The organism is Jongsikchunia kroppenstedtii DSM 45133 (assembly GCF_000380485.1).
Classification (GTDB): domain Bacteria; phylum Actinomycetota; class Actinomycetes; order Mycobacteriales; family Mycobacteriaceae; genus Jongsikchunia; species Jongsikchunia kroppenstedtii.
Window position 1 is genome coordinate 14,733 of sequence record NZ_AQYG01000032.1, and the last position, 22,660, is coordinate 37,392.

Here is a 22,660-nt window from a genome sequence, read left to right on the forward strand (position 1 = left end):
GTGAATACCGATGTGGCGCTGCTGATCGCGGCGATCGCACTGATTCCGATCAGCGGTGTGTTCGCGGCGTTCGAGACCGCGATCGCCGCGGCGTCGGCCGCCCGGATCGACGACCTGATCAAGGATTCCCGGCCCGGTGCTGCCCGACTGCGCCGCGTGATCGATGCGCGCGCGAAATACGTTGCGCTCGCGACATTTCTGCGCGTTGTCTGCGAGGTGGCGGCGACGGTCCTCGCGACCGCGGTGGCGGTGCAGTCCATCGGTCGCGGGTGGGGGATCCTGGTCGCCATCGTGGTGATGGCGGTCGTCTCCTACGTGGTGATCGGGGTCGGCCCGCGCACGCTCGGGCGCCAGCACGCGTATTCGATCGCGCTGGTCGCCGCCGCGATCCTGCCGGCGCTGGGAATCCTGCTGACGCCGGTCACCCGGCTACTGATCGTGCTCGGTAACGCGATCACGCCCGGTAGGGGATTCCGCAACGGGCCGTTCGCCACGGAGGTCGAGCTCCGCGAGGTGGTCGACCTGGCCGAGGCGCGCGGCGTCGTCGATTCCGATGAGCGCCGAATGATCCAGTCCGTCTTCGATCTCGGTAACACCAGTGCGCGCGAGGTGATGGTCCCGCGGCCGGAGATGATCTGGATCGAGGCCGACAAATCGGCGTTGCAGGCCGCCTCGTTGGCGGTGCGGTCGGGACATTCGAGGATCCCGGTGATCGGCGAGAATCCGGACGACATCCTCGGCGTCGTCTACCTGAAAGACATTGTTCAGCAGTCGCTTCCGCCGGGCGAGTCGGCCGACACGCGCGTCCGCGATCTCATGCGTCCGGCCGAGTTCATGCCCGACTCCAAACCACTCGACGCGGTGCTCGACGACATGCAACGCACCCACAACCACATGGCTCTGCTGGTGGACGAGTACGGCGGCATCGCCGGCCTGGTCACCATCGAGGACGTGCTCGAAGAAATCGTCGGCGAAATCAACGACGAGTACGACACCGACGAGATCGACCCGGTCGAGGCGCTCGACGACGGCGGATATCGAGTGTCGTCGCGGCTGCCGGTCGAGGATCTCGGGGAACTCTTCGATATCGAGATCGATGACGACGAGGTCGAAACCGTCGGCGGACTGGTGGGCCTGGCGCTCGGCCGGGTGCCGCTGCCCGGCGCCCGGGTGCGCACTCACGGATTGGAACTCCTCGCCGAGGGCGGACCGAATCGGCAAGGGCGGCTCCGTATCACCTCCGTGGTGGTGCATCGCGGCAACGATTCGACACAGGCGGAACCGGCCAAGAGGGAGGAAGCGTCATGACCGACGGCGACCGGGCGAGTGTCCCCTCCGACGAGGACCGGAAGCTGCTGGTGCTGGCGCGCGGAGCGATGGCTCGCGCGGAGTCGGCGACCGGTGCCGCGGTGCGCGACATCGATGGCCGAACCTACGCGGGTGCGGCGATCGATCGTGCAGCGCTGCGGCTCTCGGCCCTGCAGGTCGCCCTGGCGACGGCGTTATCCAGCGGCGCACCGGGATTCGAAGCCGCGGTGTTGATCGGCCGCGACGACCCGGCGGCCGACCCCGGTCTCGCGCTGCTGCACGAACTGACCCCGTCGGCCCCGGCCTATGCCGCGCAACCCGGTAGCGAGATTCTCACCCCGATCGAAGGAGCCCCATGAGCGACGGCGTCGATATCACCGAGAGTGACGACGAGCCCGAATTTCGTTCGGGCTTTATCTGTTTCGTGGGGCGGCCGAACACCGGTAAGTCGACGCTGACCAACGCGCTGGTCGGCGAGAAGGTCGCCATCACCTCCTCGCGCCCGCAGACCACCAGGCACACGATCCGCGGCATCGTCAATCGCGATCACGTCCAGTTGATCCTGGTCGACACCCCCGGACTGCACCGGCCGCGCACGCTGCTCGGCAAGCGCCTCAACGAGCTGGTGAAGGACACGCTGGCCGACGTCGACGTCATCGGCCTGTGCATCCCGGCCGACGAGAAGATCGGCCCGGGCGATCGCTGGATCGTGGACCAGGTGAAGCAGCTCGCGCCGCGGTCGACGTTGATGGGTGTGGTGACCAAGACGGACAAGGTGGGACCGGATCAGGTTGCCGCGCAGCTCATGGCGTTGTCCGAGCTGATCGGCGCCGACCACGAGATCGTCCCGGTGTCGTCGACGAAGAACAAGCAGATCGACGTCCTGGTGGACGTGCTGGCCGGGCTGTGCGAGCCGGGTCCGGCGTTCTACCCGGACGGCGAGATCACCGACGAACCCGAAGAGACCCTGATGGCCGAGTTCATCCGGGAGGCCGCGCTCGAGGGCGTGCGCGACGAATTGCCGCATTCGCTCGCGGTCACCATCGAAGAAGTGATCGAGCAGGACAAGCATATTGACGTGCACGCCATCCTCTATGTCGAGCGCGACAGCCAGAAGGGCATCATCATCGGCAAGCGCGGTGCCCGGCTCAAGGAGGTCGGCACGGCGGCGCGCGCGCAGATCGAGCGGCTGCTCGGCACGAAGGTATATCTCGATCTGCACGTGAAAGTTGCCAAAGATTGGCAGCGAGATCCTAAACAGTTGGGCAGACTTGGCTTCTGATGGGAAGCCACAGCAAGCGTGAACCGAACGAGCCCGCCGCGCACGATCCTGCGCTGCCCGAGCCTGCGCCGACTCAGACTGGCCAGCAGCCGCCGCCAAATGATCAGACCCGCTCCGATCTCGTCAACCCGGCGCTCTTGAAGCTGTTGCGCTCGCCGCGGTTCTGGGCGCTGCCGCTGGTCGTCGTCGCGGTGGTGATGACGGTGCTCGCCTTCATGTATGTGGGCGCGGTGACCAAGCCGACCGCCAACCTCCACAACTTCCCGATCGCCCTCGTCAATGACGACGCCGGGGGCATCGCCGCGCCGGGCGAGCCACAGCAGAATCTGGGGCAGCAGCTCGCCGACGGGCTGGTCAAGGGCACCAACCCGGATCAGTTCAAGCTGAAGCGGATCAGCAGCGCGGCGGCCTATGACCAGCTGGACACCGGAAAGGTGTACGGCGCCATCATCATCAGCAACGACTTCACCGACCGCGCGCTGTCGATCGCGCGGGCGATCGTCCTCGATACCAAGACGATCCCACCGCGTCCGACCATCACCGTCATCACCAACCCGCGGGCCGGACCGACGGGCGGTTCGATCGTCGGGCAGTACGCGTCGACGGCTCTCGGGATCGCCGGGCCGGAATTCGGGAAGCAGTTCACCGCCGCGATCAACCAGCAGCTGCAGCAGATGGGCAAGCCGCCGCTGACGTCGCTGCAGTCGATGGGGCTCGCGAACCCGATCGATGTGCAAACCAAGCAGACGATCTCCACCGATGGCAACGGCAGCGGCCTGACCGCTTTCTACTTCACGCTGCTGCTGGTGCTGGCCGGATTCACCGGCGCGATGATCGTGCAGACCCTGGTGGACGGCTCGCTCGGGGTGGTGCCCAGCGAGATCGGACCGTTCTATCTACAGCGCACCTCGCTCGGCATCTCCCGCTGGGGCACGCTGGTGATCAAGTGGTTCTTCATGTTCGTCGTCGCCATGATGATGTCGTCGCTGTACATATTGGCGTGTCATCTGGTGGGGATGGATATGCCGAACATGTTCACGCTCTGGATGTTCAGCGTGCTCGCGATCACCGCGGTGGGCGTGACGTCGACCTCAGTGATGGCGGCATTCGGCGGTGTCGGCATGATCATCAACCTGATCGTGTTCGTGGTGCTCGGCGTGCCGTCGTCCGGCGCGACCATCCCGCTGGAGGCCAGCCCGCGGCTGTTCACCTGGCTGTCCTGGTTCGAGCCGATGCATCAGCTCTATCTCGGCGTGCGGTCGATCATTTACTTCGGCGCCGATTTCGGTGCGGGGCTGGATATCTCGCTGATCATGACGGTGGTCGGACTGCTCATCGGTATTGCGCTGGGTCTGCTGGCCACCAAGTACTACGACTGGAAGGGCTGGTCGCGCGCCAATCCGAAGGCGCCGGCCGAGGTCACCACCACGGTGTAGCGGTCTGCTCCTGCCACTTCTTCACCGATTCCACCTGTGCGGCAAGTGAGATCAGCACCTCCTCGGATCCCTCGTTGCCCATCAGCTGCACGCCCATCGGAGCCTGACCGTCGCCGAAACCGGCAGGGATGTTCACTGACGGCCACCCGAGCACATTCCACGGCCAGCACATCGGGCAATGCTTGGTGATGATCTGGTCGGTGGCCACGCCGCCGGCGGTGTCGATGCCATGCACCGACGCCGCGGGGGTCGCGGTGGTCGGAGAGAGTAGAACGTCGAAATCGTTGTATAGCTTGCCGATTCGGGCCGCGGTGCTCTGCTCGGTGCGGCGGGCGCGGCCCAGCAGCTTGTGCAGCTTGCGGCCGGTCGCGATGTTGCCCTTGGTGCGGTCGTCCTGCGGCTCGATGGACGGTCGCTTGTCGGGCCACTCGCCCAGTCCGGCGAGCGAGCGCGGGAGGAACTGCAGGCCGATGTAGAAGCGGTAGGGGATCGTGACCGGCGTGACCTCGTGTCCGAGGTCGCGCAGCGTCTGCACCATCTGCTCGGTGGCCGCGACGACGGCGGGGTCGAGCTTGTGCGGGAATCCGCTGAACGGCATGTTCATCGCCACGCCGATCCGGAGCTTGCCGGGCGTCCGCCCCGCTGCCGCAACGGCATCGATGGGGGCGGGCTTGTGCAGGTCGACGTCGGTGCTGCCGGACAGCACCGACAGCAGCAGGGCGGCGTCGGCGACGGTCTTGGCGAGCGGACCGATCACGGTGATGCCGTTGAACAGCTCCGGCCACGGCGCGGTCGAGATGCGACCGCGCTGCGGCTTGATGCCGACCAGATTGGTCCACGAGGCCGGAATGCGCACCGAGCCGGCGCCGTCGGAACCGACTGCGGCCGCGACGATTCCGGCCGCGACCGCCGCGGCGCTGCCGCCGGACGACCCGCCCGGAGTCAGCTCTCGGTTCCACGGATTGCGGGTATGGCCGAAGGCGGGACCGTCGGTGAACGGCCACTGGCCGAGTTCGGGCGTATTGGTCTTGCCGACGATGACCGCGCCGGCCTCCTTGAGTCGGCGCACCGACTCGGAGTCCGCCGTGGCCGGTGCGATGTCGCCGCCGCAACCGAAATGCGTTGGCAGGCCGATGATGTCGGTGTCGTCTTTGATCGCGATCGGGACACCGAGCAGCGGCTTGCGCCGGGCCGCGTCCGGATCCGCGGCGCGCTCGGTATCGGCGGCCTCGGCCTCGGCCCGGGCGGCCTCCGCGCGGACATGCCGGAAGCAGTTCAGCGTCGGCTGGGTGCGCTTGATCGCGTCGAGTGCGGCATCGGTGAGGGCGACAGAGGTGGTGCGGCCGGCGGCGAGGTCGGCGACCTGGTCATGCAGTGGGCCCAGACTCAACGGGACTCCTTAGAAACGAGATGGGAACTACTGAACTTGTGTGCAGTATAGAGTGAGGCTGGACCAGGCGCGGCTCCGGGTGAGGGAGTGCGCCGCAGGTAATACGCTTGCGCGGTGGATCGATTCTTCAAGATCAGCGAGCGCGGATCGACGATCGCGCGAGAAGTGCGCGGCGGCGTCGTCACCTTCTTCACCATGGCCTACATCGTGGTCTTGAACCCGATCATCATCGGCGGTTCGGCCGACCGGAACTACGACACCACGCACCACTTCCTACCGCCCAATCAGGTGGCAGCGGTGACCGCCCTGGCCGCCGGCATCATGTGCATCGTTTTCGGTGTGATCGCCAAGTACCCGTTCGCGTTCGCCGCCGGGCTGGGCATCAATAGCCTGCTGGCGGTGACGGTCGCGCAGCAGGGCATCACCTGGCGCGAGGCGATGGGTCTGGTGGTCATCGAGGGCGTCATCATGGTGGTCCTCGCCGCCAGCGGGCTGCGCACCGCGATCTTCAACGCCATCCCGACCGAACTGAAGTCGGCGATCGCCGCGGGCATCGGCTGTTTCATCGCGTTCATCGGCATGGTCGACGCGGGCCTGGTCAAGCGGGTCCCGGACGCGGCGAAGACCACGGTGCCGGTCGGGTTCGGCGTCAACAACTCCATCACCACCTGGCCGGTGCTGATCTTCGCGGTCGGCGTCCTGCTGATGGGCGTGCTGGTTGCGCGGCAGGTGCGCGGCGGGCTGCTGATCGGCATCATCATCACGACGGCGCTGTCGATGATCGTTCAGGCGATCGGCGACTTCGGATCGTCGGCGAAGGACGCCCGCGGGTGGAGCCTGAACGTTCCGGACATGCCCAAGTCGGTCGGCGGCCTGCCGAATCTGTCGCTGGTCGGCGACGTCGATATCTTCGGCGCGTTCAGCCGGGTCGGCGTGCTGACCGCGACGGTGGTCGTGTTCGCCCTGCTGCTGTCGAACTTCTTCGATGCAATGGGCACCATGACCGGACTCGGCCGCGAGGCCGGGCTGGCCGACAAGGACGGCAACCTTCCGGGCATCGGTAAGGCGCTGACTGTCGAAGGAACCGGCGCCGTGGTCGGCGGTGCCGCATCGGCGTCGTCGATCACCGTGTTCGTGGAGTCGGCGTCGGGTATCGCCGAAGGCGCGCGCACCGGTCTGGCGAACATCGTCACCGGCGTGCTGTTCCTGGTCGCGATGTTCTTCACGCCGCTCTACCAGGTGGTCCCGTCCGAGGCGGCGGCACCGGCGCTGGTCGTGGTGGGCGCGATGATGATCGGCCAGGTCCGCGACATCGACTGGTCGAAGTTCGAGATCGCACTGCCGGCCTTCCTGACGATCATCGCGATGCCGTTCACCTATTCGATCGCCAACGGCATCGGGATCGGCTTCATCACCTACGTGGTGCTGATGGTGGCGAAGGGCAAGTGGCGAACGGTGTCGCCGCTGCTCTACGTGGTGGCGCTGGTGTTCGTGCTGTACTTCGCCAAGCAGCCGATCGAGAACCTCTTCAACTAGTTCTGCTCAAACCGTGGGTATACGGGAGGCCCGTTGACGATATGTCCATCGCACCCCGCTATGCCCACGGTTTGAGCAGCGCCGGCGGTGGGCGTGGCTACCGGCCTCGTCGGCGGCCGGTGGAAGAATGTTCCGAATGGAGTCGTGTCGATGAGGCTGTATCGGGATGAGGCGGTGGTAGTCCGTCAGCACAAGCTGGGGGAAGCCGACCGCATCGTCACGCTCCTGACCCGCGACCACGGCCTGGTGCGCGCCGTCGCCAAGGGGGTGCGACGCACCCGGTCCAAATTCGGTGCCCGGCTCGAGCCGTTCGCCCATGTCGACGTGCTGCTGCATCCCGGCCGCAATCTCGACATCGTCACCCAGGTGCACAGCATCGATACCTACGCGGCACCGATCGTCGCCGACTACGGCAAGTACACCACCGCCTGCGCGATCCTCGAGACCGCCGAACGGCTGGCCGGTGAAGAACGCGCGCCGGCCGATCGGCTGTATCGGCTGACCGGCGGCGCGCTGCGCGCGGTCGCCGAAGGCGCCCGATCCCGGCAGCTGGTGCTGGACGCATTTCTGTTGCGCGCCATGGATTTCGCCGGCTGGATGCCAGCACTGGATGAGTGTGCCCGTTGCGGAAACGCGGGGCCGCACCGCGCATTTCATGTCGCGATCGGCGGTGCGGTCTGCGTGCATTGCCGTCCGGCGGGATCGGCGGTTCCGTCTCCGGGCGTGCTGGATCTGATGGACGCGCTCTATCGTGGGCAGTGGGAGCACACCGTCGACGCATCCGATTCGTTGCGACGACAGGCCAGCGGACTGATCGCGGCGCATCTGCAGTGGCATCTAGAACGGCAGCTGCGCACGCTGCCGTTGATTGAACGCGAGGCACCGCACCGGCAGCTGACAGCCGGTATCGAAGGGAGTGACACGGGTGGCGATAGGCAAGCGGCAGAAGCCGGCTGAACCGGTAACGGTTCGGCCGCCGGATCCGCACCCATCGGGGGCCAAGCCGCCGGCGATCGATTCGCAGTTCGTGCCGAACCACATCGCCCTGGTGATGGACGGCAACGGGCGCTGGGCCACCGATCGCGGGCTGCCGCGCACGGAGGGTCACAAACGCGGCGAGGCGGTCCTGATGGACTCGGTGTGCGGCTGCATCGAGATGGGCGTGAAATGGCTGTCGGCCTATGCCTTTTCGACCGAGAACTGGAGCCGCTCGCCCGACGAGGTGAAGTTCCTGATGGGCTTCAATCGCGACGTGATCCGTCGCCGCCGCGACGAGATGAACGAGATGGGCGTGCGGGTCCGGTGGGCCGGACGACGACCACGCTTGTGGCGCAGCGTCATTCGTGAGCTCGAGGTGGCCGAGGAGCTGACCAAGAACAACGATGTGATGACGTTGACGATGTGCGTCAACTACGGCGGTCGAGCCGAGATCGCCGATGCCGCACGGGAGATCGCCCGGCGCGCGGCGGCGGGCGAGATCGACCCCGAGCGGATCACGGAGGCGTCGTTCGCCAAGTATCTGGACGAGCCGGACATGCCCGACGTCGACCTGTTCCTCCGGCCGTCTGGGGAGCAGCGGACCTCGAACTTCCTCATCTGGCAATCTGCGTATGCCGAAATGGTGTACCAGCACAAGCTCTTTCCCGACTTTGATCGGCGTGATCTCTGGGACGCCTGTCTCGAATACGCCAAACGTGACCGTCGTTTCGGAGGTGTCAAGTGAGTGATCCGGAGGCCGCCGAACGCCTCGCCAAACGGTTGGTCGCGCTGCTGCGGATGATCGGCACGGCCGAACTCGCCGACAACCAGGCGATCACCTTCACCTATCGCGAGCGGCCAGGCACGATTCAGGTGCTACCGCTGGCCACGGGCCTTGACGTGATCGCGTTGACCCTGGTGACCGCCTGGGATCGGCCGTCGACGCCGGAGCTGCGCGACGAAGTCGAACGGCTCGGGCTCGACCTGAGCTTCGGTACCCTCAAGCGGGCGCAGCACGACGGACTATCGGATGTGTTGCTGCACTACACCTTCCCGGCAAGCGGCCTGAAGGATGCGGCGCTGCTGACCCTCGTTGAACTGGTGCTGTCGGCCGGTGCTGACGCCGGAGACGCGCTCAGCGTAGGAAATCTCTGATCAGCCGGTAGACCTCGTCCGGCTGCTCCAGCTGGACGAAATGCCCGCCGCCGTCCACGACTTCGATCTGCCGATGCGGAATCTCCTGCGTCGGATCGATCCAGCCGGCCGTCATGCAGCCGTCGTCGCGGCCGTGGATGTAGAGGATCTCGGTCTCGGCGGTACTGCGTGCCCGCATGGCCGGCCCGGTCCGCGCCAGTGCACGGTAGTAGCCGATCGCCGCCCGCCGGTTCTCAGGACGGAACATCGCGTCGGCGACATGCTGCAGATCCTCGGTGGCATCGAACCCGGGAGACCAACGGCGCCAGTATAACTCGACCAGTTGGGGGAGGAGCCGCTCCGGCAGCCTGGGTAGCTGATGGAACAGCATGTACCAGCTCAGCGTCAGCTGCTTGCCGACCAGGCCGGCGGTCTGCACCGGCGAGCGCCGGGCGTCGAACACCTCCAGCGGCGGCACGGCGATCGAGACGATCTTCGAGTATGGGGATTTATCGGTGCGCGCCAACGTGTTCGACGTAACGGCACCCCAGTCGTGGCCGATCAGCACTGCCCGATCGTCACCGCCGAGCACCGTGTGGATGTCGATCGCGTCCTGCATCAGCGCCCGGACGTCGTAACGCCGGTCGTCCGGAATCTCACTGGGGTAGTAGCCGCGGGTGAACGGAGCGACGACGCGCCACCCGTCCGCCGCGAGCCGCGGTCCCAGGTGCCGCCAGGTATACGGCGTATCCGGAAAACCGTGCAGGCACACCGCAAGCGGCGCGTCCGGAGCGCCCCAGGCGAGGGCCTGCAGCCGGACGCCGGGCAGCTGCAGTTCCAGAAGCTCGGCGTCGGCTGGCGTGGTCATCGTGCGCTCAGCAGCCGATCAGCTTGCCACCGAGGTATTCGGTGACCTTGTCCAGCGCGACTCGTTCCTGGGTCATCGCGTCGCGTTCGCGGATGGTGACGGCCTGGTCGTCCAGGGTGTCGAAGTCGACGGTGACGCAGAACGGCGTGCCGATCTCGTCCTGGCGGCGGTACCGCTTGCCGATGCCCTGCGCGTCGTCGAACTCGACATTCCAGTGCTGCCGGAGTTCGGCGGCCAGATCGCGGGCCTTGGGCGACAGCTGCTCGTTGCGCGACAGGGGCAGGACCGCGACCTTCACCGGGGCGAGGCGTCGGTCGAGCCGCAGAACCGTGCGAGTGTCGGTGCCGCCCTTGGCGTTCGGCACCTCCTCCTCGGTGTACGCGTCGACCAGGAAGGCCATCAGGGATCGGGTCAGGCCGGCCGCCGGCTCGATGACGTACGGCGTGTAGCGCTCGCCGGTGGCCTGCTCGAAGAACTGCAGGTCCTCGCCGGAATGCTCGATATGCGTCGACAGGTCGAAGTCGGTGCGGTTGGCGACGCCCTCGAGCTCGCCCCACTCGCCGCCGGTGAATCCGAAGCGGTACTCGATGTCGACGGTGCGCTTGGAGTAGTGCGAGAGCTTGTCCTGCGGGTGCTCGAACAGCCGCAGGTTGTCGGGGTCGATGCCGAGGTCGGTGTACCAGCGCAGCCGCTCATCGATCCAGTACTGGTGCCACTCTTCGTCCTCGCCCGGCTTGACGAAGAACTCCATCTCCATCTGCTCGAACTCGCGGGTCCGGAAGATGAAGTTGCCGGGCGTGATCTCGTTGCGGAAGCTCTTGCCGATCTGGCCGATACCGAACGGCGGCTTCTTGCGCGCCGTGGTCATCACGTTCTTGAAGTTCACGAAGATGCCCTGCGCGGTCTCCGGGCGCAGATAGTGCAGTCCCTCTTCGGATTCCACCGGACCGAGGTAGGTCTTGAGCATCATGTTGAAGTCGCGGGGCTCGGTCCACTGGCCCTTGGTGCCGCAGTCCGGGCAGACGATCTCCGACATCGGGACGGCGTCGGGATCGTCGAGCTTCTTCTTCTCCGCGTACGCCTCCTGCAGGTGGTCCTGCCGGTGCCGCTTGTGGCAGTTGAGGCATTCGACCAGCGGGTCGTTGAAGACGCCGACATGGCCGGAGGCGACCCACACCTGGCGCGGCAGGATCACCGCCGAGTCGAGTCCGACGACATCGTCGCGCGAGGTGACGACCGTGCGCCACCACTGCTTCTTGATGTTGTCCTTGAGCTCGACACCCAGCGGTCCGTAGTCCCACGCCGACCGGGTGCCGCCGTAGATCTCGCCGGACTGGAACACCAGGCCGCGACGCTTACAGAGGTTGGCCACGGTCTCGACACGATTGGATTTGCCTGCCACGTCGGACAGCCTATCGGGCGCGCCGCGTGCTCCTGGACCGGGCGAACCCGTCCATCTCGTGGGCTCTGCGCAAGAACTTGACATAGCAATGAATGCATATGAAAATCGTTTCCATGAACGTGGAGGCAACCGCCGACCGGACACTGCCGGATCGGGCGACTTTGGAATCGGCAGGCGATCTGCTGCGCGCGCTCGCGGCGCCCGTGCGCATCGCGATCGTGCTGCAGCTGCGCGAAGGGCCGCAATGCGTGCATGAGCTGGTCGGCAAGCTCGAGGTCGCGCAACCGCTCATCAGCCAGCATCTGCGGGTACTCAAGTCCGCGGGCGTCGTCACCGGCACCCGGTCGGGCCGCGAGGTGATGTACAGCCTGGTCGACGACCATCTCGCGCACATCGTCACCGACGCCGTCGTTCACGCAACCGAGGGGCACTCATGACGGCGACCGAGAAGACCGGCGCGCCCCGGACCACCAAACAGCGCACCGCGATCGCCGAGATGCTCGCCGCCAGCGACGAGTTCCAATCGGCGCAGGAACTGCACGACCGGCTCAAGGCCGATGGCCAGTCGATCGGGCTGACCACCGTCTACCGCAATCTGCAGGCGTTGGCCGATGCCGACCAGGTCGACGTGCTGGTGACCGACTCCGGCGAGTCGCGATACCGGCGGTGCTCGTCGGGGCATCACCACCATCTGGTGTGCCGCGACTGCGGTACGACCGTCGAGGTGCAGGCGGACACGGTCGAGACCTGGGCCGCCGAGGTCGCCCAAGCCAATGGTTTTGACCAGGTCAGCCACACCGTCGAGGTATTCGGACGGTGCCGCGCATGCCGGGCGGCGTGAGATAGTTGACAGTGAGCGGAGTTCGCCGGCATGGGGTCGACGGCACGCGAGGAGTGGGAGTGTGTGTGTGGTGAGTGACGTGGAGCAGGGTGGCGTGACGGGGAAAGTCGTCCATTTCGATACCAATCGGGGGTTCGGATTCCTGGCGCCGGACGACGGCGGATCTGATGTTTTCCTGCATGTGAACGATGTCAATATCGACGAAGAACTGCTGAAACCCGGTGCGCAGGTCGAGTTCTCGGTCGAGGAGACCGATCGCGGCTCCAAGGCGACGAACCTTCGGGTGCTCTCCGAAGCACCGGCCGGGGCCGGAGGATTCGGCCGCGACCGTGGCGGCGACCGTCGCGACCGCGGCAATGACCGTGGTGACCGGTTCGATCGCGGTGACCGCGACCGCGGCGATCGGCATCAGGACCGCGGCGACCGTCGCGGCCGGTCGGCGCGCGGCGGCCAGTTGGACATGGGCGCCTTCACCGAAGAGCTGACCGAAATCCTCCTGAATACCTCGGGATCGCTGACCGCCGCGCAGATCGTCAGCCTGCGGCGCAAGATCACCGATTTCGCCGTCCAACAGGGCTGGGTTGACTGAGAAGTCCTACGGGTTGACGGGGAAGCACTACGGGCCCGACGACCTGCAGCGGCTGGTCCCGGAGCCCGCGAAGAGCGCGGCCCTGCCGGGCACCGTCGGTGACTACCGGAGCGCCTTCGCTCGGGATCGCGCCCGCGTGCTGCATTCGGCCGCGCTGCGTCGGCTCGCCGATAAGACCCAGGTCGTCGGCCCGCGCGAGGGCGATACGCCGCGCACCCGGCTGACCCACTCGTTGGAGGTCGGGCAGATCGGCCGGGGGATCGCGACCGGCATCGGCTGCGATCCGGATCTGGTCGAACTGGCCGGGCTCGCGCACGACATCGGGCACCCGCCGTACGGACACAACGGCGAGCGGGCGCTCGACGAGTTCATCACCGACCACGGCGGCTTCGAGGGAAACGCGCAGAACCTGCGGATCCTGACCCGTCTGGAGCCGAAAATCCTTGACGGGCAGGGCTGTAGCGTCGGACTCAACCTGACGCGGGCGGCGCTCGATGCGACGATCAAGTATCCGTGGACCCGGCCGCGGCCGGGGGCCAAGTTCGGTGCCTACGACGACGATCTGCCGACCCTGGAATGGATCCGGCGCGGGTCCAACGGCACGGAGCAGGTGCTGGAGTCGCAGGTGATGGATTGGGCCGACGACGTGGCCTATTCGGTCCACGACGTCGAGGACGGGGTGATCGGCGGTCGGCTCGACCTGCGCAGCCTCGCCGACCCGGCCGATCAGCGGGCGCTGGCGGCCATGGGCGCGGCCAACTTCACCGGGATCGCCGAAGAGGAATTGATCGCCGCGGCGCAGCGGCTGTCGTCGATGGATGTCGTCACCGACGTCGGATCGTATGACGGTTCGTTGCGAAACTCGGTGGCGCTCAAGCGAATGACCAGCGAGCTGGTCGGTCGGTTCGCGTCCGCGGCGATCGCCGGCACCCTGGAGGCGGGCGAGTTCGCGCCGCCGCCGGTTGCGGCGGCCGAGGTCGCGTTGCTGAAGACGGCGGCCTTGATGTTCATCATGTCCGACGCCAAACACATGGCGGTGCAGGCGCGACAGCGCGATCGAATTCATCGGGTTGCCGAATGGTTCGTCCGCGCCGCGCCCGCGGGCCTCGATCCGATCTATGCGGCGCTGTGGGCCGACGCTCAGCGCGATGGCGCCGACGAGGGCGCGCTGATGCGGATCATCGTCGACCAGATCGCGTCGATGACCGAGAGCCGGCTGGAGCGTCTCGACAAGAGCACCCTCGGCGAACAGGCGCACCTGGGCTGAGTCTCAGCCCGGGTGCGGCGATTCGCTTGCATCGCCGCATGTATTGACCGTCGGAGACTGACGACCGTATTGTTCGGGTCTCCATGCAGACCGCTGGCCTACGCGGTGGACCGTTCGAGGAGCTGACGTGTCGGAGTCATTGCTGTCGTCACTGAGCCACGACCCGGGTCGTGAGGCGGTGCGCGTCGGCGACCATGTGCTGCGACGCGAGGAGCTGGTGTCGGCTGCGGCGGTCGTGGCCGAGCGAGTGGCCGGTCGAGGCGCGGTGGCGGTGCACGGCTCGGCGACCATCGAGACCATCGTCGCCGTCACCGGGGCGCTGTTGGCCGGAACGCCCGTCGTCCCGGTGCCCCAGGATGTCGGCGACGCCGAACTCGCGCACATTCTCGGCAACAGCGGGGCCGACATGTGGCTGTGCGCGCCCGGCAGCGATCTCGATCCGGACCTGGAGCGCTACGAGGTGGACCTCGCGACACGCGGCGACTTCGCTGCGGCCGAGCCGCCGATGTCCGCGACCGCGCTCATCGTCTACACATCCGGCACGACCGGTGCGCCGAAGGGTGTGCGCCTGTCCCGGGCCGCGATCGCGGCGTCCATCGACGGACTCGTCGATGCGTGGCAGTGGTCCTCCGACGACAAGCTGGTGCACGGCCTTCCGCTCTTTCACGTGCACGGGTTGGTCCTCGGCGTGATCGGCGCCCTGCGGGTGGGGTCCCCGTTGGTGCACACAGTCCGCCCCACGCCGCAGGCGTATGCCGCCGCGGCCGGGTCGCTGTATTTCGGGGTGCCTACGGTGTGGAGTCGGGTCTGCGGTGATCGCAATGCGGCCCAGGCGCTTTCGTCGGCCCGTCTGCTGGTGTCCGGCAGCGCGCCGCTGCCGGTTCCGGTCTTCGGGCAGCTCGCCGACCTGACCGGCAAAGCCCCGGTGGAGCGATACGGGATGACCGAAACCGTCATCACCCTGTCGACGCGGTTCGACGGCGAGCGGCGGCCCGGCTGGGTCGGCCTGCCGATCCGCGAAGTGCAGACCCGGATCCGGGCGAGCGACGGCGGCTTGGCCGCGCATGACGGCGAGTCGCTCGGCGAGTTGGAGCTGTCCGGCCCGACGTTGTTCGACGAGTACCTCGGTAACCCGGCGGCGACTGCCAAGGTGACCACCGGCGACGGCTGGTTCCGGACCGGTGACATCGCGGCGATCGACGCGGGTGGGTTCCATCGCATCGTGGGACGCGAATCGGTGGACATGATCAAGTCCGGTGGCTATCGCATCGGGGCCGGCGAGATCGAGCACGCATTGCTGTCGCAGACGGGGGTGCTGGAGGCGGCGGTCGTCGGGGTGCCCGACGACGATCTCGGTCAGCGGATCGTCGCGTACGTCGTGGGCGATGTGCCCGACCCCGACCTGCTCGTGCAGTCGGTCGCCGAGTCATTGTCGGCCCACAAGCGGCCCCGCGAGGTCCGGGTGGTCGCCGAACTGCCCCGCAACGCTATGGGCAAGGTGCAGAAGAAGCTGCTGCTCAGCGAGGGTTGATCCGTCACCTGATGCTGAGATCGGTGATTCCGCAAGCCATCTCGTTGTCGACGATGGCGGCTGTCGATGTCACAGCGCGCGACGGCGGACCAGGGTGGCCGCGATTCCGGCCGCCGCCGCTCGTACCGCGGTGACATGCGCGTCCGGGCGGAAACGCGTGGTCGGCCCCGTCACGCTGATCGCGGCCAATAGTTCGTTGGACGCGGTGTCCAGCACCGGGGCGGCGACGCAGGCGATGCCGATCGCCGACTCCTCGTACTCGAATGCGACCCCCGATTCGACGATCGCGTCCAGCTGTCGCGCGAGTGCGCCCGGCTGAGTGATCGTCTTGGGGGTACGTCGCGGGAGCGGTTGGTCGAGCACGGCGCGCCGCAGTTCCGGTCCGCCATGGGCGAGCAGCGCCTTGCCGATTCCCGTGCAGTGCAACGGGAGCCGTCCGCCGGCGCGGGACGGGGCGCGCGCCTGGCGATGACCGCCAATCTTCGCGACGTAGACCACTTCGTGTCCGTCGAGCACGCCGAGGTGCACCGTTTCGTGTGTTCGCTCGTATAGATCCTGCAGGAAGGGCATGGCCAGCTCGAGCAGGCTGCGTTCGACCGAGGCCCGCATACCGAGCTCGAAGAGGCCACCGGAGAGCCGGTACCCGCCGCCGGCTCGGTCGAGCAGAGAGACCGTCACGAGCTCGTTCGCGAGTCGATACACCGTGGCCTTGTGCAATCCGGTGCGCCGCACCAGCTCTGCGAGTGACAGCACATGATCGTCGGCTTCGAACGCGCGGAGCAGCACGGCGACCTTCCCGATGACGGTGTCGGGGGTGTCCGGGGGCATGTTCCCAGCCTAGATCCGGCCGTATCGCTCAGCGATACGAATCTCTGGATACGGCGCGGGGTGACCGCGGATGCTGGAACGCATGACGATGACAGCTTCACCCGATGCGGCGATCACGAAGGCCGCCGAGCGCCTTCGAGTCGCGCGCGATACCGGTTGCACGTGTGCGCCGATCCGCGATCTCATCGCAGTCACCGACCTGTCCGCGGCGTACCGAGTGCAGCAGGGTTTCAACGAGTCACGGCTGACGGCGGGTGCCCGCGTGGTGGGCCGCAAGATCGGTCTGACGTCGGTTGCTGTGCAGCAGCAGCTCGGCGTCGACCAGCCCGACTTCGGGGTGCTATTCGACGACATGGTCTATGCCAGCGGGGATGTGGTGCCGATGGACCGGTTGCTGCAGCCACGTGCCGAGGCCGAGATCGCGTTCGTCCTGTCGGCCGATCTCGCCGACGGCGATTTGGATCCGGTGCAGATTCGCGGCGCGATCGACTATGCGGTGGCCGCGATCGAGATTTGCGACAGCCGAATCGGCAACTGGGACATCAAGTTCGCCGATACGGTCGCAGACAATGCCTCGTCCGGGCTGTACGTGCTCGGTGATCAGCGGGTTCGGCTCGACGGCTTCGACACCGTGGCGGCTGCGATGTCCATGGCGATCAATGGCGCTGAGGTGTCTACCGGAACCGGCGCGGACTGCCTCGGCGATCCGCTCGCAGCGGTCGCCTGGCTGGCGCAGGCGGCCCGTGAATACGGCGAGCCGCTGCGCGCCGGTCAGGTGATCCTGTCGGGAGCGATGGGGCCGATGCGACCGGTCGGCGCGGGTGACGAAGTGACAGTGCGGATTTCGGGGCTCGGTGAGGTCTCGGCAAGCTTCAGCAGTGGGGAAGGAAAGTAATGACCCGAGAGACGAAAACAGGGAAGTCGAAGGTTGCGATCATCGGCTCCGGCAACATCGGGACCGACCTGATGTTCAAGGTGATCCGGAATGCCGAGTACCTGGAGATGGGTGCGATGGTCGGCATCGACCCGGAGTCAGACGGGCTGGCCCGCGCGGCGCGGCTGGGTGTGCCGACGACGCATGAGGGTGTCGAGGGGCTGATGGCGCTGCCGGGCTTCGACGAGATCGAGTTCGTCTTCGATGCGACCTCGGCGAAGGCGCACGAACACAACGCGGCGCTGCTGCAGCCGTTGGGCAAGCGCCTCATCGACCTCACCCCGGCGGCCATCGGCCCGTACGTGGTGCCGGCCGTGAACCTTGACGACCATCTCGATGCGCCGAACGTCAACATGGTGACCTGCGGTGGCCAGGCGACGATTCCGATCGTTGCGGCGGTCTCGCGGGTCGTGCCGGTCGAGTATGCCGAGATCGTCGCCTCGATCGCGTCGAAGTCGGCCGGACCGGGTACGCGCGCCAACATCGACGAGTTCACCGAGACCACGTCGGCCGCGATCTCGGCGGTCGGTGGTGCCAAGGGCGGCAAGGCCATCATCATTCTCAATCCGGCCGAACCGCCGCTGATGATGCGCGACACGGTCTTCGCGCTGATCGCGTCCGGGGATCCCGAGGTGCACGAGCAGATCCGGCAGAGCGTGCGGGACATGGTCGCCGACGTGGCGAAGTATGTGCCGGGCTACCGCCTTGTGCAGGAAGTGCAGATCACTGAGCTGCCGGCCGAGCGGCCCGTCAAGACCCTGCTGTCCGCCGATGCCGCGCCGCCGACGCATCAGGTGTCGGTGTTCCTGGAGGTCGAGGGCGCCGCGCACTATCTGCCTGCCTACGCCGGCAACCTGGACATCATGACCTCGGCCGGCCTACAGGTCGCCGAGCGGATTGCCGCCCGTACCAACGCCATCGAGACCGAGGTGACCGCATGACCGCGATTTTCGTGCAGGACGTGACGCTGCGTGACGGCATGCATGCCGTGCGTCATCAGATGTCGATCGGCGATCTGCAACAGATCGTCCGCGCGCTCGATGCCGCCGGTGTCGATGCCATCGAGGTCGCGCATGGCGACGGCCTGGCCGGCGGGTCGGTCAACTATGGTCCGGGCTCGAACACCGACTGGGAATGGATCGAGGCGGCCGCCGACGTCCTCGAAAACGCCCGGTTGACAACGCTGCTGTTGCCGGGTGTGGGCACCATCCACGAACTCAAGCACGCCTACGATCTGGGTGTGCGGTCGGTGCGGGTCGCCACCCATTGCACCGAGGCCGACATCTCCGCGCAGCACATCGCGGCCGCGCGGGACCTCGGCATGGACGTGTCGGGCTTCCTGATGCTCTCGCATATGGCGTCGCCCGAGGAGCTGGCCCGGCAGGCGAAGCTGATGGAATCGTATGGCGCACAATGCGTCTACGTCACCGACTCCGGTGGTCGGCTGACGATGAACGACGTCCGCGATCGAGTGCGCGCCTACCGTGATGTGCTCGATCCGGCCACCGAGATCGGTATCCACGCGCACGAGAACCTGTCGTTGTCGGTCGCCAATTCGGTTGTCGCGGTGGAGAACGGTGTCTACCGTGTCGATGCATCTCTCGCCGGACATGGTGCCGGCGCCGGCAATTGCCCGCTCGAAGCGTTCATCGCGGTCGCGAATCTGTCCGGCTTCGAGCATCGCTGCGATCTCGGCGCGCTCGAGGACGCGGCCGATGACCTGGTGCGGCCGCTGCAGGATCGGCCGGTGCGGGTCGACCGGGAGACGCTCACCCTGGGCTATGCGGGTGTGTACTCGTCGTTCCTGCGGCACGCGGAGACCGCGTCGGCGCGCTACGGCGTCGACGTGCGCGACATCCTCGAAGAATGCGGCCAGCGGCGGCTCGTCGGCGGCCAGGAGGACATGATCGTCGACATCGCGCTCACGCTGGCGAAGTGACGCCGTGGCAGCCCGTGTCGGCCTGTTAGGCGGGCGCGGGCTGCCTGGCCGATCGGCCGCGCCACCCGCGCCGATCGCAGCGGGTGTAACGTCCCCGTAGTGGGCCGGATCACAGCGCGGCGGTCGCTCACCAAGGTCACCGTCGGCCAGGAATCGCGCACCCGAATCGACGTCCTCGCGGTCGAAGAACCGCTGGAGATCCGGGTGGCGGGCACGCCGTTGGCCGTCACCATGCGTACGCCCGGTCATGACGTCGAATTGGCCGCGGGATTCCTTATCTCCGAGGGAATCATCGGCGATCGCGAGCAGTTCGAGTCCGCGATCCACTGCGGCGGACCGGGCAGAGGCAACGCGCCGAACGAGTACAACGTCCTCGATATTCGGCTCGGCCCCGGTGCGGTGTTGCCGACGCCGGAGGCCGCCCGCAACTTCTATACGACCAGCTCGTGCGGTCTCTGCGGCAAGGCCAGCATCGAAGCCGTCACGACGGTGTCCCGGTACGACGTCGCCGGTGATCCGAGCGCCGTCACCGCGGCCGATGTCGTGTCGTTCCCGGGCAGGCTGCGCGCCGCGCAGACGGTATTCGACAAGACCGGCGGACTGCACGCGGCCGGACTCGTGGATCTGGAATCGGGCGAGCTGATCGTCGTGCGCGAGGACGTCGGCCGGCACAACGCCGTCGACAAGGTCGTCGGATGGGCGCTGCTCAATGATCGACTTCCCCTGCGCGGCACCGTATTGCAGGTATCCGGCCGGGCGAGCTTCGAATTGGTGCAGAAGGCGGTGATGGCCGGGATACCGATGCTGGCCGCCGTGTCGGCGCCGTCGTCGCTGGCCGTCGAACTGGCCGCCGATGCCGGCCTGACGCTGATCGGGTTCCTGCGCGGCGATTCGATGAATATCTACGCCCGGCCCGACCGCGTTCGTACCGATCCGATCAACACCCAGCCCCATCCGCCGGCGATCAAGGAGGCCACCGATGAAGCCGCAGCACGCGACATCAGAGCCGGATCATTCTGACTCCGAGGCGCCCGGCCTGATGCCGGATGTCCCTAGGCAGGGCGGGTACGGCCCGCGCACCGACGCTGACTGGTCGAGTCGCGGCGAGTACCAGCATCCGGCGGCGGGGTGGGGCGCCGCGCTGTCGGTCGGCAAGGTGCTGGCGAAGCAGCGCGAGCTGGGCCGCGGGACGCGGTCGATGTTCGTGATGAATCACCCGGACGGCTTCGACTGCCCGGGCTGCGCGTGGCCGGACGACACCAAGCTGACACTCGACTTCTGCGAGAACGGGGTCAAGCACGTCACCTGGGAGATGACGCCGAAGCGGGTGATGCGGGAGTTCTTCGCCACGCATTCGGTGACCGAGCTGGCCGGCTGGACCGACTTTGACCTGGAGAACCAGGGCCGTCTCACCGAGCCGATGGCCTACGACCCCGCGACCGATCACTACGTGCCGATCAGCTGGGACGCCGCGTTCGGGATGGTCGGCGCGGAGTTGCGGGCGCTGCACAGTCCCGATGAGGCGGCGTTCTACACTTCCGGCCGCCTGAGCAATGAGGCGACGTTCCTGTACCAGCTTCTTGCCCGAGAGTTCGGCACGAACAACCTGCCCGACTGCTCGAATATGTGTCATGAGGCCTCGGGTCGGGCATTGACCGCCTCGATCGGTTCCGGCAAAGGCACTGCCGACCTCGACGATTGGGAGCAGGCCGACGCGCTGTTCGTCCTCGGCGTGAACGCCGCCTCCAACGCGCCGCGGATGCTCACGGCGCTCGCCGACGCGACCCGGCGCGGCGCCAAGGTCGTGCACATCAACCCGATGCTGGAAGTGGCCGGCACCAAAACCATTGTCCCGCACGAGATCGGCGACATGGCCCGCTTCCACAGCACCGCGACCAGCGAGCTGAACCTGCAGGTGCGCCCGGGCGGCGATCTGGCACTCATGCGCGGTATGGCCAAGGCGGTACTCGAAGCGGCGGAACGTGATCCGGCGGTTCTCGCCCATGACTTCCTGGCCGACCACACCGCATGGTTCGCGGAGTGTCGCGATCTCGTGATGGCGACCAGCTGGACCGAACTGGCCCAGCAGTCCGGCTTGAGTGAGCTGGACATCCGTGCCGCCGCGGACATCTATCTCCAGGCCGACCGCACCATCATCGCGTGGTGCCTCGGCGTCACACAGCACGAGCACGGGGTCGACACGGCGCGCGAGATCACGAATCTCCTTCTGCTGCGTGGCAATATCGGCCGACCGGGTGCGGGTCCGTCGCCCGTGCGCGGCCACAGCAACGTGCAGGGCAACCGGACGTGCGGCATCGACCATCGCCCGAAGGAGACATTCCTGCAGGCTCTCGATGACGAATACGGCATCACCTCGCCGCGGCATCACGGCCTCGACACGGTGAAGACGATCAAGGCGATGCATGCGGGCACCGTGAAGGTGTTCGTCGGCATGGGCGGCAATTTCGTGCTGGCCGCGCCGGACACCAAGTACACCGCGCTTGGTCTGGCCCAGTGCGAGTTGACGGTTCAGGTCAGCACCAAGCTCAACCGGAGCCATCTGACGCATGGCCGCAAGGCGTTGATCCTGCCGTGCCTGGGCCGTACCGAGAAGGATCAGCAGGCGGCGGGGAAGCAGGGCGTCACCGTGGAAGACGCGATGAGCATGGTGCACATCTCGTTCGGCAAGCGGCGACCCGCCTCCGCGGATCTCAAGTCGGAGCCGGCGATCATCGCCGGCATCGCGACGGCGACACTACCCAACAGCTCGACCCCATGGCAGTGGTACGTCGAGGACTACGACCGCATCCGGGACTCGATGTCGCGGGTGCTGCCCGGATTCGATGACTTCAACGAACTCATCAAGAGGCCCGGCGGATTCCGGATCCCGCAACCGGCGCGTGAACGGGTCTTCCTGACCCCGACCGGCCGCGCCGAGTTCTCGCTGGCTGCCCTGCCGAATGTCATTCCGGCGCAATCGGACACGCTGGTCCTGCAGACGATGCGATCGCATGACCAGTGGAACACCACCGTATATTCGGCCGACGACCGATACCGCGGCATCAAGAATCTGCGGGAGCTGGTGTTCATGAACGAGGCTGACATGGCGTCGCGTGGTGTGTCCGAAGGCGACTTCGTCGACATCGAATCCACCTCGCGCGACGGATCGATCCGCCGGGTGCGTCGGTATCGGGCTGTGCGGCATGCGCTTCCGAAGGGCAGCGCAGCGGGATACATGCCCGAGATGAACGCGCTGATCGGGATCGCCGACTACAGCACGCAGAGCGATCAGCCGCTGATGAAGAACGTGCTGGTGCGCATCAGTCGAAGCGGCGACTGACCGCGACGCATAGGCAACAGCGGGACCACGGCCGAGGCCGTGATCCCGCGTGCGGTG

At 66.9% G+C, this 22,660-nt stretch carries 22 protein-coding genes; 18 read left to right on the forward strand and 4 right to left on the reverse strand.

The features are described 5' to 3' along the window. From G341_RS0101920 to G341_RS0101935, 4 genes are read left to right on the forward strand one after another with little or no spacing between them, the layout of a single operon-like run. On the forward strand, positions 1-1,308 hold the full coding sequence (locus tag G341_RS0101920; RefSeq protein ID WP_018177417.1) for a hemolysin family protein: 1,308 nt from the start codon (positions 1-3) through the stop codon (positions 1,306-1,308). Continuing rightward, positions 1,305-1,667 (forward strand): cytidine deaminase, encoded by a 363-nt coding sequence (locus G341_RS0101925; RefSeq protein WP_018177418.1) that lies wholly within the window; start codon positions 1,305-1,307, stop codon positions 1,665-1,667. Before G341_RS0101920 ends, G341_RS0101925 begins: the two co-directional genes overlap by 4 nt. Then, a complete protein-coding gene (gene era / locus G341_RS0101930; RefSeq protein ID WP_018177419.1) occupies positions 1,664-2,590 on the forward strand; it encodes a GTPase Era in 927 nt (308 codons plus the stop codon). The genes G341_RS0101925 and era overlap by 4 nt, the downstream gene beginning before the upstream one ends. Further along, positions 2,590-4,026, forward strand: coding sequence for a YhgE/Pip domain-containing protein (locus tag G341_RS0101935; RefSeq protein WP_018177420.1), 1,437 nt, complete (start codon positions 2,590-2,592; stop codon positions 4,024-4,026). The genes era and G341_RS0101935 overlap by 1 nt, the downstream gene beginning before the upstream one ends. Here the strand turns inward: G341_RS0101935 and G341_RS0101940 are convergent. Next, on the reverse strand, positions 4,010-5,416 hold the full coding sequence (locus tag G341_RS0101940; RefSeq protein ID WP_018177421.1) for an amidase: 1,407 nt from the start codon (positions 5,414-5,416) through the stop codon (positions 4,010-4,012). The two genes, G341_RS0101935 and G341_RS0101940, sit on opposite strands and share 17 nt — an antisense overlap. Before the next feature lie 114 nt (positions 5,417-5,530). On the opposite strand from G341_RS0101940, the gene G341_RS0101945 reads away from it, so the two are divergent. The 4 genes from G341_RS0101945 to G341_RS0101960 all read left to right on the forward strand — a co-directional run bounded on the left by G341_RS0101945 (position 5,531) and on the right by G341_RS0101960 (position 9,085). Next, positions 5,531-6,952, forward strand: a complete 1,422-nt coding sequence (locus G341_RS0101945; protein ID WP_018177422.1) for an NCS2 family permease — start codon at positions 5,531-5,533, stop codon at positions 6,950-6,952. Between the two features lie 150 nt (positions 6,953-7,102). Further along, entirely contained in the window at positions 7,103-7,909 is an 807-nt protein-coding gene (recO, locus tag G341_RS0101950; RefSeq protein WP_026303140.1) for a DNA repair protein RecO, read from the forward strand. Further along, positions 7,878-8,675 carry an isoprenyl transferase gene (locus G341_RS0101955; protein ID WP_018177424.1) on the forward strand — a complete coding sequence of 266 codons (798 nt, stop codon included), beginning with the start codon at positions 7,878-7,880 and terminating at the stop codon, positions 8,673-8,675. Before recO ends, G341_RS0101955 begins: the two co-directional genes overlap by 32 nt. Next, positions 8,672-9,085, forward strand: coding sequence for a hypothetical protein (locus G341_RS0101960; RefSeq protein WP_018177425.1), 414 nt, complete (start codon positions 8,672-8,674; stop codon positions 9,083-9,085). Before G341_RS0101955 ends, G341_RS0101960 begins: the two co-directional genes overlap by 4 nt. Here the strand turns inward: G341_RS0101960 and G341_RS0101965 are convergent. Beyond that, positions 9,066-9,932 (reverse strand): alpha/beta fold hydrolase, encoded by an 867-nt coding sequence (locus tag G341_RS0101965; RefSeq protein ID WP_018177426.1) that lies wholly within the window; start codon positions 9,930-9,932, stop codon positions 9,066-9,068. The two genes, G341_RS0101960 and G341_RS0101965, sit on opposite strands and share 20 nt — an antisense overlap. A 7-nt stretch (positions 9,933-9,939) precedes the next feature. Next, positions 9,940-11,334: a glycine--tRNA ligase gene (locus G341_RS0101970; RefSeq protein ID WP_018177427.1), complete on the reverse strand. Its 1,395-nt coding sequence runs from the start codon at positions 11,332-11,334 to the stop codon at positions 9,940-9,942. A gap of 113 nt (positions 11,335-11,447) precedes the next feature. Between G341_RS0101970 and G341_RS0101975 the strand changes: the two genes are divergently transcribed. The 5 genes from G341_RS0101975 to G341_RS0101995 all read left to right on the forward strand — a co-directional run bounded on the left by G341_RS0101975 (position 11,448) and on the right by G341_RS0101995 (position 15,562). Beyond that, positions 11,448-11,771, forward strand: coding sequence for an ArsR/SmtB family transcription factor (locus G341_RS0101975; RefSeq protein ID WP_018177428.1), 324 nt, complete (start codon positions 11,448-11,450; stop codon positions 11,769-11,771). Then, complete coding sequence (locus G341_RS0101980; protein WP_018177429.1) at positions 11,768-12,175, forward strand: Fur family transcriptional regulator; 408 nt, start codon at positions 11,768-11,770, stop codon at positions 12,173-12,175. Before G341_RS0101975 ends, G341_RS0101980 begins: the two co-directional genes overlap by 4 nt. A gap of 70 nt (positions 12,176-12,245) precedes the next feature. Continuing rightward, complete coding sequence (locus tag G341_RS0101985; protein ID WP_018177430.1) at positions 12,246-12,764, forward strand: cold-shock protein; 519 nt, start codon at positions 12,246-12,248, stop codon at positions 12,762-12,764. Further along, on the forward strand, positions 12,757-14,031 hold the full coding sequence (locus tag G341_RS0101990; protein ID WP_018177431.1) for a deoxyguanosinetriphosphate triphosphohydrolase: 1,275 nt from the start codon (positions 12,757-12,759) through the stop codon (positions 14,029-14,031). Before G341_RS0101985 ends, G341_RS0101990 begins: the two co-directional genes overlap by 8 nt. Positions 14,032-14,158: 127 nt before the next feature. After that, complete coding sequence (locus G341_RS0101995) at positions 14,159-15,562, forward strand: acyl-CoA synthetase (protein ID WP_018177432.1); 1,404 nt, start codon at positions 14,159-14,161, stop codon at positions 15,560-15,562. Positions 15,563-15,631: 69 nt separating this feature from the next. On the opposite strand, the gene G341_RS0102000 is transcribed toward G341_RS0101995, so the two are convergent. Next, complete coding sequence (locus tag G341_RS0102000; protein WP_018177433.1) at positions 15,632-16,390, reverse strand: IclR family transcriptional regulator; 759 nt, start codon at positions 16,388-16,390, stop codon at positions 15,632-15,634. An 82-nt stretch (positions 16,391-16,472) separates the two neighbouring features. On the opposite strand from G341_RS0102000, the gene G341_RS0102005 reads away from it, so the two are divergent. The 5 genes from G341_RS0102005 to G341_RS0102025 all read left to right on the forward strand — a co-directional run bounded on the left by G341_RS0102005 (position 16,473) and on the right by G341_RS0102025 (position 22,603). Next, positions 16,473-17,285, forward strand: a complete 813-nt coding sequence (locus G341_RS0102005; protein WP_155826717.1) for a 2-keto-4-pentenoate hydratase — start codon at positions 16,473-16,475, stop codon at positions 17,283-17,285. Continuing rightward, positions 17,285-18,265, forward strand: a complete 981-nt coding sequence (locus G341_RS0102010; protein WP_018177435.1) for an acetaldehyde dehydrogenase (acetylating) — start codon at positions 17,285-17,287, stop codon at positions 18,263-18,265. Before G341_RS0102005 ends, G341_RS0102010 begins: the two co-directional genes overlap by 1 nt. Next, positions 18,262-19,263, forward strand: a complete 1,002-nt coding sequence (gene dmpG, locus G341_RS0102015; protein WP_018177436.1) for a 4-hydroxy-2-oxovalerate aldolase — start codon at positions 18,262-18,264, stop codon at positions 19,261-19,263. The genes G341_RS0102010 and dmpG overlap by 4 nt, the downstream gene beginning before the upstream one ends. A 99-nt stretch (positions 19,264-19,362) precedes the next feature. Continuing rightward, entirely contained in the window at positions 19,363-20,283 is a 921-nt protein-coding gene (gene fdhD / locus G341_RS0102020) for a formate dehydrogenase accessory sulfurtransferase FdhD (RefSeq protein ID WP_018177437.1), read from the forward strand. Positions 20,284-20,302: 19 nt separating this feature from the next. Next, entirely contained in the window at positions 20,303-22,603 is a 2,301-nt protein-coding gene (locus G341_RS0102025; protein WP_018177438.1) for an FdhF/YdeP family oxidoreductase, read from the forward strand. Positions 22,604-22,660 lie beyond the last annotated feature (57 nt).

Bases quoted from the DNA above. Each gene is read 5' to 3' on its own strand.
- G341_RS0101925 (WP_018177418.1), top strand. From the start codon at position 1,305: ATGACCGACGGCGACCGGGCGAGTGTCCCCTCCGACGAGGACCGGAAG.
- era (WP_018177419.1), top strand. From the start codon at position 1,664: ATGAGCGACGGCGTCGATATCACCGAGAGTGACGACGAGCCCGAATTT.
- G341_RS0101935 (WP_018177420.1), top strand. From the start codon at position 2,590: ATGGGAAGCCACAGCAAGCGTGAACCGAACGAGCCCGCCGCGCACGAT.
- recO (WP_026303140.1), top strand. From the start codon at position 7,103: ATGAGGCTGTATCGGGATGAGGCGGTGGTAGTCCGTCAGCACAAGCTG.
- G341_RS0101965 (WP_018177426.1), bottom strand. From the start codon at position 9,932: ATGACCACGCCAGCCGACGCCGAGCTTCTGGAACTGCAGCTGCCCGGC.
- G341_RS0101975 (WP_018177428.1), top strand. From the start codon at position 11,448: ATGAACGTGGAGGCAACCGCCGACCGGACACTGCCGGATCGGGCGACT.
- G341_RS0101980 (WP_018177429.1), top strand. From the start codon at position 11,768: ATGACGGCGACCGAGAAGACCGGCGCGCCCCGGACCACCAAACAGCGC.
- G341_RS0102000 (WP_018177433.1), bottom strand. From the start codon at position 16,390: ATGCCCCCGGACACCCCCGACACCGTCATCGGGAAGGTCGCCGTGCTG.
- G341_RS0102005 (WP_155826717.1), top strand. From the start codon at position 16,473: ATGACGATGACAGCTTCACCCGATGCGGCGATCACGAAGGCCGCCGAG.
- G341_RS0102010 (WP_018177435.1), top strand. From the start codon at position 17,285: ATGACCCGAGAGACGAAAACAGGGAAGTCGAAGGTTGCGATCATCGGC.
- dmpG (WP_018177436.1), top strand. From the start codon at position 18,262: ATGACCGCGATTTTCGTGCAGGACGTGACGCTGCGTGACGGCATGCAT.
- G341_RS0102025 (WP_018177438.1), top strand. From the start codon at position 20,303: ATGCCGGATGTCCCTAGGCAGGGCGGGTACGGCCCGCGCACCGACGCT.